This window comes from Cupriavidus pauculus, from assembly GCF_008693385.1.
Lineage (GTDB): Bacteria > Pseudomonadota > Gammaproteobacteria > Burkholderiales > Burkholderiaceae > Cupriavidus > Cupriavidus pauculus_D.
The window spans coordinates 1,607,731-1,619,806 of the sequence record NZ_CP044065.1 but is presented as its reverse complement, the minus strand read 5'-3'; the positions used below and the strand labels follow the sequence as shown (position 1 = coordinate 1,619,806).

Annotated in this window: 11 protein-coding genes; 1 reads left to right on the top strand and 10 read right to left on the bottom strand. The window is 68.6% G+C overall.

Going from position 1 to position 12,076, the window contains the following annotated elements; translation table 11 throughout:
* Positions 1 to 10: 10 nt before the first annotated feature.
* Genes FOB72_RS07365 through FOB72_RS07345 form a run of 5 tightly spaced genes read right to left on the bottom strand, consistent with a single transcriptional unit; the run spans position 11 to position 4,811 of the window.
* Positions 11 to 946 carry a LysR substrate-binding domain-containing protein gene (locus tag FOB72_RS07365; RefSeq protein WP_150371929.1) on the bottom strand — a complete coding sequence of 312 codons (936 nt, stop codon included), beginning with the start codon at positions 944 to 946 and terminating at the stop codon, positions 11 to 13.
* Between the two features lie 26 nt (positions 947 to 972).
* Positions 973 to 1,869 (bottom strand): 2-hydroxy-3-oxopropionate reductase, encoded by an 897-nt coding sequence (locus tag FOB72_RS07360; RefSeq protein ID WP_150371928.1) that lies wholly within the window; start codon positions 1,867 to 1,869, stop codon positions 973 to 975.
* Between the two features lie 26 nt (positions 1,870 to 1,895).
* Positions 1,896 to 2,687: a 2-dehydro-3-deoxyglucarate aldolase gene (garL, locus tag FOB72_RS07355; RefSeq protein ID WP_150371927.1), complete on the bottom strand. Its 792-nt coding sequence runs from the start codon at positions 2,685 to 2,687 to the stop codon at positions 1,896 to 1,898.
* A 16-nt stretch (positions 2,688 to 2,703) separates the two neighbouring features.
* Positions 2,704 to 3,798 (bottom strand): malate/lactate/ureidoglycolate dehydrogenase, encoded by a 1,095-nt coding sequence (locus tag FOB72_RS07350; RefSeq protein WP_150371926.1) that lies wholly within the window; start codon positions 3,796 to 3,798, stop codon positions 2,704 to 2,706.
* Between the two features lie 8 nt (positions 3,799 to 3,806).
* On the bottom strand, positions 3,807 to 4,811 hold the full coding sequence (locus FOB72_RS07345; RefSeq protein WP_411859813.1) for a Bug family tripartite tricarboxylate transporter substrate binding protein: 1,005 nt from the start codon (positions 4,809 to 4,811) through the stop codon (positions 3,807 to 3,809).
* 203 nt (positions 4,812 to 5,014) lie between these two features.
* Here FOB72_RS07345 and FOB72_RS07340 point away from each other — a divergent pair, with 203 nt between their 5' ends.
* Positions 5,015 to 6,706 (top strand): thiamine pyrophosphate-binding protein, encoded by a 1,692-nt coding sequence (locus tag FOB72_RS07340; protein WP_150371925.1) that lies wholly within the window; start codon positions 5,015 to 5,017, stop codon positions 6,704 to 6,706.
* On the opposite strand, the gene FOB72_RS07335 is transcribed toward FOB72_RS07340, so the two are convergent.
* The 5 genes from FOB72_RS07335 to FOB72_RS07315 all read right to left on the bottom strand — a co-directional run bounded on the left by FOB72_RS07335 (position 6,707) and on the right by FOB72_RS07315 (position 12,076).
* Positions 6,707 to 7,051 (bottom strand): hypothetical protein, encoded by a 345-nt coding sequence (locus tag FOB72_RS07335; protein ID WP_150371924.1) that lies wholly within the window; start codon positions 7,049 to 7,051, stop codon positions 6,707 to 6,709.
* A gap of 110 nt (positions 7,052 to 7,161) precedes the next feature.
* Positions 7,162 to 8,259 (bottom strand): porin, encoded by a 1,098-nt coding sequence (locus tag FOB72_RS07330; RefSeq protein ID WP_150371923.1) that lies wholly within the window; start codon positions 8,257 to 8,259, stop codon positions 7,162 to 7,164.
* Positions 8,260 to 8,464: 205 nt separating this feature from the next.
* A complete protein-coding gene (locus tag FOB72_RS07325; RefSeq protein ID WP_150371922.1) occupies positions 8,465 to 10,555 on the bottom strand; it encodes an acetate--CoA ligase family protein in 2,091 nt (696 codons plus the stop codon).
* A gap of 22 nt (positions 10,556 to 10,577) precedes the next feature.
* A complete protein-coding gene (locus FOB72_RS07320) occupies positions 10,578 to 10,925 on the bottom strand; it encodes a Zn-ribbon domain-containing OB-fold protein (protein WP_150371921.1) in 348 nt (115 codons plus the stop codon).
* A complete protein-coding gene (locus FOB72_RS07315; protein ID WP_150371920.1) occupies positions 10,922 to 12,076 on the bottom strand; it encodes a thiolase family protein in 1,155 nt (384 codons plus the stop codon). Before FOB72_RS07315 ends, FOB72_RS07320 begins: the two co-directional genes overlap by 4 nt.

Genomic DNA, 12,076 nt, shown 5'->3' with positions numbered 1-12,076 from the left:
CGGGGCGTGACTATACGAGTCGCGCGCCCGGCCACGCGCCGGACATCACGATATTCCGCACCGACATGCGCACGGCCTGCATGACGTCCCAGAGTTCGGGGACGGGCGGCCGGTTTCGCGCGGTCGCGAGCGCGACCTGACGCGTGACCACCGGATCGACGATCCGCGCCGAGTGCAGGCGTCCCTGCGCGACGCGATCGGCGACCGCGGCAAACGGCAGCATCGTCGCGCCGCATCCATCCTCCACCAGCCGCATCGCCACTGTGTTCGACGCATCGCACTCGAGCGCCATGTTCAGTGTGGTGCCGACGCGCGTGGCCAGCGTTTCCGCGAGCACGCGCAGGCCATGGCCCGTGCTCGGCAAAATCATCGGCATCTCGCCGAGCCGCTTCGCCGGGAACGTCGCGCCCAGATGGCTCCAGGATGTCGGCGTGACAAGCGTGAGGTCTTCTTCCAGCAGGACATCCACCTTGAGCGCGCCCTGCTGCTCGGGCAGGTACAGCAATGCCACGTCGATCTCGCCCGCGGCGAGCCATGCGAGGATCGGGCTCGCGAGGCCTTCGACAAAGCGCACCCGGGTCGCGGGAAACCGTTGCTTGAGCGCGGCGGCTATGGCCGCGAAGGCCGTATTGGCGATGGTCGGCTGCGCGGCGATGACCATCTGGGCGGGGCCGTTGCCCGTGGAGGCGCGCACGGCCGCGCGCGCCTCGGTGAGCGTGCTCGCGACCTGCCGCGCGTAGGTGAGCAGGGTATTGCCGGCCTCGGTCAGCACGACGCCGCGGCCGCTGCGATGAAACAGCCGCGCATCGAGCGCGGCCTCCAGCCGCGCGATCTGGCGGCTGACCGTCGATTGGTCGGCACCGAGCTCGAGCGCCGCGCGAGAGATGCTCTGCGTGTTGGCCACGCAGACGAAGCACGCGAGGTCGTCCGAGTTCAGTGTCGACATGGGGCGCGGGCCAGTCGGCCGGGCAGTTACTTCTTCGGCGTGTCGCCGATCTTGAACGACGCCATATGCTCGAGCGCGCGCACCATGCCCGAATGGTCCCAGCCGGCGCCGCCCTGAGCCACGCATACGTTGAACAGCTGCTGCGCGGAGGCGGTGTTCGGCAGTGCCATGCCGAGCGCCTTGGCCGTGGACAGCGCGAGGTTCAGATCCTTCTGATGCAGCTCGATGCGGAAGCCCGGATCGAACGTGCGCTTGATCATGCGTTCGCCGTGCACTTCCAGGATGCGCGAGCTGGCGAAGCCGCCCATCAGCGCCTGCCGCACACGCGCGGGATCCGCGCCGGCCTTCGCCGCGAGCACGAGCGCCTCGCCGACCGCTTCGATCGTGAGCGCCACAATGACCTGGTTGGCCACCTTGGCGACTTGGCCGTCGCCGACGTTGCCGACCAGCGTGATGTTCTTGCCCATCAGCTGCAGCAGGGGCAGCACGCGGTCGAACACGTCCTGCTTGCCGCCGCACATGATGGACAGCGTGGCGGCCTTGGCGCCGACTTCGCCGCCCGAGACCGGGGCATCGACATACTCGCAGCCGAGCTTTTCGATACGCGCCGCGAACTCGCGCGTCTCGATCGGCGAGATCGAGCTCATATCGACGACGGTCTTGCCCTGGCTCAGGCCTTCGGCCACGCCCCCGTCGCTGAAGAGCACGCGCGCGACGTCGGGCGTATCGGGCAGCATCAGGAAGACGACGTCCGCCTCGCGGGCCACGTCCGCCGCGCTCTCGCGCGATTGCATGCCGGCGTCCAGCAGGTCCTTCGGCACGCCGCTGCGCGTGTGCGCGAACACCGTGTGGCCGCCTTGCTGGAGATGGAGCGCCATGGGCTTGCCCATGACGCCGAGTCCGATGAATCCGATCTTGCTCATGTCACGTTCCGGTCGTTGTACAACTGTCAGTCGGCAAACTTCTGGCGCAGCGCGCGCGTCGCATCGCGCAGCAGGCCATGGTCGAGGCCCACAGCGACGAAATGCGCGCCCATGTCCAGATAGCGGCGCGCCTCGGCCTCGACAGGCGTCAGCGTGCCGATGGCCTTGCCCGCGCGATTGGCCGCATCGTAGATGCGCTGCACGGCGGCCTGCACGTCGGGGTGGTTCGGGTTGCCCAGATGGCCGTAGGCGGCCGCGAGGTCGTTGGGGCCGATGAAGATGCCATCGACGCCGGGCTCCGCGCAGATCTCGTCGATCGCTTCCACGCCCTTGCGGCTTTCCACCTGCACGAGCACGCAGATGTTCTCGTTGATGGTCTTGAAGAAGTCCGGCAGCGTGCCGTAGCGGTTCTGGCGCTGGATGCCGGACACGCCGCGGATGCCGTCGGGCGGATAGCGCGTGGCGCGTACCGCGCGGCGGGCTTCCTCGGCCGATTCCACGAACGGGATCAGGAAATTGTAGAAGCCCACGTCGAGCAGGCGCTTGAGCATGACCGGATCGTTCCACGGCGGGCGCACGACGGGCGCGCTCGTGCTGTCCTTGAGTGCCATCAGCTGCGGCACGAACGTCAGCACGTCGTTGGGCGAGTGCTCGCCGTCGAGCAGGATCCAGTCGAAGCCGGCCAGACCGACGATTTCGGTCGTGATGGGATGGCCGAGCGAACTCCAGCAGCCGATCAGCCGCTTGCGGGCGAGCACGTCCGCGCGAAACTGGTTCGGCAGCGGCGACAGGTGGGGCAGATGGGGGGCGGTGCTCATGGGTGTCTCCTGAAATTCAATCGAGCGCGAGCCGTGTCAGCGGCCCTGGCGATTTGCCGCGCGACTGCAGCACGCGTGCCGCCGCGTCGTCGAGCTGGGACAGCGTGCCCGCATCGACGGGAATGGTTTCCGCGCGCAGCTGGCGCCATTGCCGTTCCGGATCGCCGGGGAACAGGATGTCCTCGGTGCCCGGCTGCAGGCGCGAGGCCTTGACCCACTCGACGAACGCCTCGACCTCGTGGCCGAACGTGGTGCTCGTGCCGAGGCGAGCGGGATCGAACACGATGGCGAGCATGTTGTTCCAGACCGCGTGCTCGTGCGTGAGCGTCTCCGGCCGGATGGTATGGCCGCCCGTGACCGCGGCGCCGAGCAGTTCGCACATCATGGCCAGCACGTAGCCCTTGTGCTCGCCGAACGTGCGCAGCGCGCCGTGCGGGCCGCCGGCCATCGGGAACATGATCGACGGGTCGTTCGTCGGGTTGCCATGATCGTCGATCAGGCAGCCCGGCGGCACGGGCACGCCCTTGTTGTTGGCCACGCGCACCTTGCCGAGCGCGATCGCGCTGGTGGCAAAGTCGAGCACGAGCGGCGGGCGGCCCGGAATCGGCACGGCGATCGTGAACGGATTGGTGCCGAAGCGCGCGTCGTAGCCGCCGTGCGGCGCGACGATCGGCTTGGACAGCACGTTGACGAAGTGGATCGAGATCAGGCCCGCGGCCGCCGCCTGCTCGGCCCAGTGGCCCACGCGGCCCAGATGATGCGCGCGGCGCAGCCCCAGCACGCAGACGCCATGTTCCTTCGCGCGCGCAATGCCGATGCGCATCGCCTCTTCGGTGAGGGCCTGCCCCATGCCGCGGTTGGCATCGAGGCTCACGATGCCGCCCGACTCGTGCACGACGCTCACGCGCTGGTTCAGCTGCAGCTGATCCGCCTGCCACGACAGCACGTACTTGGGAATCATGCCGACGCCGTGCGAGTCGTGGCCCGACTGGTTGGCCAGTACGAGGTGGTCGGCGGTCAGGCGCGCCTCGCGCGCGTCGGAGCCCGCGGCGAGCCAGAGATCCTGCACCCACTGGTGCAGGGCGGCGGCGGGAATGCGGTGTTCGCTCATGCTGTCGATTACTCCAGTCGGATGTTGGCTACCTTGATCAGCTCCGCCCATTTGGCGACTTCGCGCTTCTGGAACGCACCCAGTTCCGCGGGGCCCGCACCGGAGGGCTCCACGCCGAGCCCGGCGAGCTTCGCGCGCATCTCGGGTTCGCGGATGATCTTGCCGATCTCGGTGGCGAGCTTGTTGACGATCGGCGCGGGCGTGCCGGCCGGCGCGAAGATGGCCTGCCACGACACGATCTCGTAGCCCTTGAGGCCCGCCTCGGACACCGTGGGCACGTCGGGCAGCTCGGCCGAGCGCTTCGGACCCGTGGTGGCCAGCGCGCGGAACTTGCCGGACTGGATCATCGGCACGGCGGCCACGCTGTTCTCGAAGACGAGGTCCACCTGATTGCCGAGCAGCGCCTGCACGGCCTGGCTGCTGCCCTTGTACGGCACGTGCGTGAGCTTGAGGCCGGCCATGTTGGCGAACAGCTCGGCCGACAGATGCTGCGAGGTGCCGTTGCCCGACGAGCCGAAATTGATCGCGCCCGGCTTGGCCTTGGCCGCGGCGATCACGTCCTCAACGGACTTCCACGGACTGCTGGCGTTGACCACGAGTACATTGGGCAGCGTGCCGATAAGCGCCACCGGCTGGAAGTTCTTGACCGGGTCGTACGGCATCTTGGGATACAGGCTCACGTTGATCGAGTGCGAGCTGATGGTGCCGCCGACCAGCGTGTAGCCATCGGGGGCGGCCTTGGCCACATAGTCGGAACCGATATTGCCGCCGGCGCCGGGCCGGTTCTCCACGACGACCGACTGGCCGAGCACCTGCGACAGACGCTGGCCGATCAGGCGGCCGAGCAGGTCCGTGGTGCCGCCCGCCGCGAACGGCACGACGTAGTTGATGGGCTTGGAGGGGTATTTGTCGGCCGACTGGGCTCGCGCCTGGGGCGCCGTGGCCATGCATGCGACACAAAGCGCGGCAAACAGCGGCCGCATCATCCCGGTCGAGAGATGGGGAAAGGGCATTGCGTGGTCTCCAGTTGCTGTGTAGTTTTCAGGGCGTCGTTGCAACATGCGCCGTCAGCAAATCTACACGCCCCCATGGCGTGCCGTCTTGCATAATTCGCATAACAGAAATGCACGATAGACCGCGCGATGCGTATCGTCAAACGGAACAATCGCAGACAATCTGTTTTTCTCGTCTACCTCTTCAATCCTCACGCTTCGTCATGACCGCTTCGACTTCCTCCCCCTCGGCCCGCACCGGTGGCCGCGTCCTCGTCGATCAACTGCGTATCCATGGTGCCGAACGCATCTTCTGCGTGCCCGGCGAGAGCTTTCTCGACGTTCTGGACGCGCTGCACGACCAGCCCGCGATCGACCTCGTGGTATGCAAGCACGAGGGTGCCGCGGCGAACATGGCCGAGGCCGATGGCAAGCTGACCGGCAAGCCGGGCATCTGCTTCGTGACGCGCGGGCCGGGTGCCACGCATGCGAGCATCGGCGTGCATATCGCGCAGCAGGATTCGACGCCGATGATCATGTTCGTCGGCCAGATCGCGCGCGAGCACAAGGGGCGCGAGGCCTTCCAGGAGGTCGATTACGCGGCGGTGTTCGGCACGCTGGCCAAGTGGGCCGTGGAGATCGACGATCCGAAGCGCATCCCCGAGGTCGTGGCGCGCGCATTCCAGGTGGCCACGTCGGGCCGGCCGGGGCCCGTGGTGATCGCGCTGCCGGAGGACGTGCTGGACAACCTGTGCGAGACCGCCGATGCGGCGCCGTACCGCGTGGTGGCCGCCGCGCCGCGGCCCGAGGATACGGCCGCGCTGGCGGCGGCACTGGCCGAAGCGAAGCGGCCGCTCGTGATCGCGGGCGGCGCGAACTGGACCGAGGCCACCGCGCGCGACTTCGCGGCGTTCGTGAAGACGTGGAACCTGCCGGTGGCCTGCGTGTTCCGCCGTCAGGACACCTTCGACAACCGCGATCCGCACTATGTGGGCCACCTGAGCCTTGGCGTGAGCCCGAAGCTGGCGGAGCGGGTGCGCGGCGCGGACCTGATCATCGCGTTCGGCACGCGCCTCGGCGATATCGCGACCGATGGCTACACGATGCTGCAGGTGCCGCGGCCGGTGCAGAAGCTCGTGCATATCCATGCCGACAATGCCGAACTGGGGCGCGTCTATCAGGCCGACCTGCCGATTCATGCGGGCGTGGAGCCCGGCGCCGCGATGCTGGCCTCGCTGAAACCTGCCGCGACGCCGGTCTGGGGCGACTGGACGGCCGGCGCGCGCGCCGAGCATGAGGCGTTCGTCACGGTGCCCAGGCCGCATCCGGAACTGACCGGCGTCGATATGGCCGCCGCGATGGCGCACCTGAACGACGTGCTGCCGGCGGATTCGATCCTGACCAACGGCGCGGGCAACTACACGGTGTGGCTGCACCGCTTCTACGCCTACAGGCAGCCGCGCACGGAACTGGCGCCGACCTGTGGCGCGATGGGCTATGGCCTGCCCGCGGCAATCGCGGCCAAGCTGCGTTCGCCCGAGAAGACCGTGATCGCGTTCGCGGGCGATGGCTGCTTCCTGATGTATCCGCAGGAGATCGCCACGGCGGCCGCGCATGGGGCCAACCTGATCGTCATCGTGGTCAACAACGGGATGTACGGCACGATCCGCATGCATCAGGAGCGGCGTTACCCGGGGCGTCAGAGCGGGACGACGATCCCGTCGCCGGACTTTATCGGCATGGCGCGGGCTTGCGGCGCGGTGGCCGAGCGCGTGGAGCGGACCGAGGATTTCCCCGCGGCGCTTGAGCGCGCACGGGCGGCCACGGTGGCCGAACAGAAGCCGGCCCTGATCGAGCTCGTGACCGATCCGCTGCAGATCACGCCCGCCATGCGGGTGACGGACCTGCCGGCCTGATCAGAACAGGGAGCCCTGCGGACGCGATGCGGCGCGGGGTTCCGGCCGGCGGGCGGGCTGAGCGGGGTGGGAGGCCGCCGGGCTGGCGGCGCCGAGGATCTGCCGGATGCGCTTGAGGTAGCGTTCGCCCACGGCGCGGTGCGTCTTCGCGGCCTCGTCGCGGAATGCGCGGCGGGACGGCGGGCGAATGCCGAGGCTACGGCAAATCGTTGAAAGATAAGGCTTTTCGCCATCCGTGGCGGCCTGGCGCGCGGCACTTTGCAACGCCGCGTCGCCTACGCGCACGCGCAGCCAGCCCAATACCTGACGGTCATATTCGTTTTGCACCCGAACGAGTTGTTCCATCGCACGCTCCGATACTGTGTATTCATACAGTTACTGTGAATATATACAGTATTGGGCGTTTTTCAAGGTCGGGTGCTCAGAAATGTCCGAGATCCTCCTCTAACACGCGGCTAGAACCGGTGGCGGATACCGATGACCGCGCCGAACTGGTTCTGGCCGGCGCCGACCTGTTCCGTCGTGTTGACCAGCGTGGTCGCGGACCGGTTCAGCGATGGGCCGAAGCCGCTCAGGCTCAGATTGGAGCCGTCGCGATTACGGGTGAAGCCGAACACCGTGTAGACGTCCGTCCGCTTGGAGAACGCGTATGAGCCCGACAGCACGAAGCTGTAGGGATCGCCGCCGCTGTTGCGCACGTCGGTGTAGTAGGCCACGCCCGTTACGGAAATCACCGGGGTCAGCTGGTACTGCATGCCGGCCCAGTACAGATTCGTGCGCAGCGAGCTCGTGGTGAAGTCGCCGTAGTACCAGCGATACCCGACGAACGCCTTGGCCGGGCCGAACGTGTAGGTGCCGGCAATCGCCGCGCGGCGTTCGCGATTGTCGTCGGTGGCCAGCGTGCTGCCGTGCAGGTCGTCGTAGACCACGCGCAGGGCGAGCGGGCCCGCCGCATAGCCGAGCGCGGCGCTCATCTCGCGGCCCGCCTTGTAGTCGCCCGGAATCTCGCCGCCGGCGCTGCTGTCGTAGCCCGTGCTGTAGAGCAGGCCGTAGTAGACGCTACCGGTCTGGCCGAAGAACTTCACGGAATTGTCCGAGCGGCTCGACATCCAGCGATCGTGCATCAGCAGCGAATAGCGCGTGGCGATGGCCATCGGGTCGAACGCGTTGGAGAAGTCGTAGACGAGGTTCTGATGGCGGCCGAGACTCAGCGTGCCGTAGCGCTGCTGCAGGCCGACATAGGCCTGACGGCCGAACAGGCGGCCCCCCTGATTGGCCACGCCCGTATCGAGGTCGAAACCGTTCTCGAGCAGGAACACCGCGGCCAGGCCGTCGCCGAGGTCCTCGCGGCCGCGCAGGCCCCAGCGGGACGTCGACAGATTGCCGGCCGACATGCGCACGGTAGAGGCGCTGCTGTTGCCGGCGCGGGGCAGGTGATTGATGTATTCGATGCCGTCGTCGACGACGCCATAGAGGGTGATGCCGCTTCCCTGGGCGGAAGCAAGGGCTGGCAGCATGGACAGTGCCGCCAGGCAGGCATGATGGGCTTTCATTATCGGAGTCCTTATTGTGGCAGCCGCGCGTGTGTCTAATGGGCTCGAAACACGCGGGCCGCCCAATGTAACGGCACGTATTCGCTACGTCATAGGCCAGTTTTGTCGACACAGTATTCCTGCCCATGAACAATAGGAGCCCTTGCGGTGGACTGCCACCATCCCCATCTTGGCGCCGGCCGGTCACCGCAGACCCCGAGGTTTTTCAGCTTTGCCCGGACACCTCGATCAAAGCATCGACGACCACCGCGCCATCGGGGCCCGCCATCACGGGGTTGAGATCGACCGAGGCGATCGCGCCGCGCGCGTCGTGAACCATGCGGCCCACCCCGGCAGCCAGCCTGCAGAGCGCTTCCACGTCGATCGGCTTGTCGCCGCGCACGCCCGCGAGTAGCGGCGCGATGCGCAGCGACGACAGCGCGCGCGCGACCGCCGCCGGGGTGGCGGGCGCCAGCAGCAGCGCCGTGTCGCGCAGCACCTCGACGTACTTGCCACCGTCGCCTACGAGCAACACTGCGCCGAAGGTCGGATCCCAGTGCGCGCCGACCATGAGCTCGCGCTGGCCGCGCGTCATGCGCGCGACGAGCACGCCTTCACAGTCGGCCCGCATGTCGGCGAGCGTGCGCGTCTGCGCGGCAAAGGCCCGCCGGATGGTATCGGCGTCATTGCAATGCAGCATGACCAGGCCGTGTTCGCTCTTGTGCGGAACCTGCGGCGAACTGGCCTTGACGGCGACGGGCGCGCCGATCTTTTGCCACGCGGCCACGGCTTCGTCGGCGGTGCGGCACAGCACGTGCTCGACCACGTTGACGCCCGCGTCGGCCAGGCGCGCGAGGCTCGCGGCTTCGGACAGCGTGCGCGTCTTGCCGCCATGCGGAGGCGCGGGTATGGCCGCGGCGGCCGGCGGTTCCTGCGCGACGATGCGCAGCAGCGCCTGATGGCCGGTCAGCTGGCGGAACGCGGCCAGCGCATCGGCCGCGTTCTCGAAGGTCGGCACACCGGCCGCGCGGAACACGCTGGCGACCGACTCCTGCCATGTGGCCACGGCGATCGGCTTGCCCGCGTTGTCGGCAAAATGCGCGGCGTCGCGCGCGAAACGGGGGACGTCGTAGCCCATGCCGGCCACGGGGATATCGAGCAGAAACAGATCCGCGGACGGATCTTCGGCGACGACCGGCAGCACGTCCCCGAACAGCGCGCTGTTGGTCAGCAGGGCGGCCGTGACATCGACGGGGTTTGCGGTGGCGGCGAAGCCGGGCAGGCGTTCGGCGAGCGCGGCCTGCGTCGCGTCGGAGAGCGGGGCGATGGACAGGTCGAGCGTATCGGCCGCGTCGGCGGCCATCACGCAGCTTGCGCCCGAATTGCTGACGACCACGAGCCGGCGGCCCGATGGCTGCCAGCCGCGCAGGTACAGCGGCGCGCAGCGTGCGAGCGCGTGGGCGTCGTCCGCACGCCAGATGCCGTGCCGCGCGAGGAATGCATCTACCGCTCGGTCTTCGCTTGCCATCGCGCCCGTATGCGACGCGGCCGCGCGCTGGCCCGCGTTCGTGCGGCCGGCCTTGACGGCGACCACGGGCACGCCGCGTGCGCGTGCCACCGCGGCGGCCTGCGCGAGCATGTCCGGGTCCGAGAGGCTTTCCAGATAGAGCAGCAGCAGCCTGACGTCCGGGTCGTGCGCGACGGCCAGCGCCAGTTCGCTGACGGTGACGTCGGCCTGGTTGCCCGTGGCATGCACGTGCCGCACGCCGATGCCCTGGCTGCGCAGCAGGCCGTAGACCATGGCCGCCATGCCGCCGCTCTGGCTGACCACGGCGACGGGGCCGTCCTGCGGCGGGACTTCGATGAACATGGTCGAGAAACTGGCGACCGCGCCGTTGCCGAAGTTGGCGAGGCCCTGACTATTGGGGCCGACGATGCGGAGATTGGCGTCTTTCGCAATGCGCACCATCTCGTCCTGCTGGCGCCTGCCTTCCTCGCCGGCTTCACCGAAACCCGAGGCGATGACGATCGCCGACTGCACGCCGAGCCGCGCGCAATCGCGCACGGCCTGCACGGCGGCGTCGCCGGCGACCACGATGATCGCGAGTTCCGGCACCGCGGGCAGCGCGTCCAGCGAGGGGAACGAAGGGATGCCCTGAATCGTTTCGCGCTGCGGATTGACCGGGTAGATCGCGCCGGCATAGCCGTGCTGGCGCATGTAGTAGATTGGCCGGCCGCCGATCTTGTGGATATTGTCGGAGGCGCCGATCACGGCGATGGACTTGGGCGAGAGCAGGGAGTCGAGACGAGTGGACATGTTTCGGATCAGTGTTCGTGTTTCAGGCAAATCGCAGCAGGGTGCCGTCGCCAAACGGCAGGAACGACGCGCGCACGCGGTCGCCGATGCGTACGCCGGGGGCTGCGTGGCCCATGACGCGCGGGCCTTCGTCGAGCGTGGCGAGGACGAGCGTGTACGGGGCGAGCGCGCGGAACGCATCGGTCGGCGCGCGGGAGACTTCGGTGACGGCGAAGACCGTGGCGTCGCCGCCGGCGTCCTGCCAGTGGAGGTCGGCGCTGCCGCACGCCCGGCACGCGAGCCGGGTGAGCGGTTGCCACGCGCCGCATGCCGCGCAGCATTGGTAGCGGACCACGCCGGCGGCCAGTCCTTCGGTATAGGGATGCGTCATGCGGTCTCCAGGATCAGGCTGACATGGGACGACAGCACGCCGCCGTCCGCGTGGAACAGTGCGCGCCGCCTTGCTGTCCCGCCTTGGGGCGCGATCTGCCGTGCGCCGGCGCGGCCCGCGAGCTGGCGGCTGGCTTCCGCCAGATGCATGAGGCCGCCCGCCACGCCCGAGTGGCCGAACGCGAGCAGGCCGCCATGCGTGTTGAGCGGCAGCACGCCATCGACGCCGAAGTCGCCCGCGCGCAGCCGTTCGATCGCACGGCCGCGCGGCGCGATGCCCAGTTCCTCGAGCAGCATCACGAGCGTGATCGTGAACGAGTCGTAGATGGCGAGCAGATCGATATCGGCCACCGCGCAGCCCGCGTCGGCGAACGCGCGCGCGGCGGCATCGGCCGCGCCCGAGTCCATCACGCTTTCGATCGCCGACAGATGCTGGTGCCGATGCGCCTGTCCCGCGCCGGCAATGCGCACCGGCGTGCCCGCGCCCGGCTCGATGGAGACCACCACGGCTACCGCGCCATCCGAAATCGGGCAGCAGTCGGACAGCCGCAGCGGCGCCGCGATCCATTTGGCGGCAAGCGCATCCGCCAGCGTCATCGGCTCGCGCAGATGGGCATCGGGATGGCCCCCCGCATGCCTGCGCATCAGCACGGCAAACTCGGCCAGCGCATCCGCTTCGAGCCCGGTCTCGTGCAGATAGCGCGAGGCCAGCAGCGCATAGTAGGCGGGGACCGACGCGCCATTGGGCACCTCGATGGCGGGCTCGCCGACCTGCGCCAGCGTTTGCATGGACTGGTCGCGGCTCTGGCCGGACAGCCGGTTCTCGCCGGCCACCACGAGCACATTGCGGCAGCGGCCCGCGCGGACGAGGTCGTGCGCGAGCATCGCCATCAGGCCGCCGGTTGCCCCGCCGCCGGCCATGCCATGCGCATAGGCCGGGGAGAGCGACGCGGTCTCGCAGAACAGGTCGGCCAGCATCAGATGCGGCAGCGTCGTGGCATAGCCGCACAGCACGCCATCGACGTCCTGGCGCCGCAGGCCGGCCTGCTCCAGCGCGACCGACGCCGCGTCCGCCATCAGTGTCAGCGGCGTGCTGCCGGGCAGCCGGCCGAAAGGCGTGTTGCCCACGCCGCGTACATAGCTCGCTGTCAT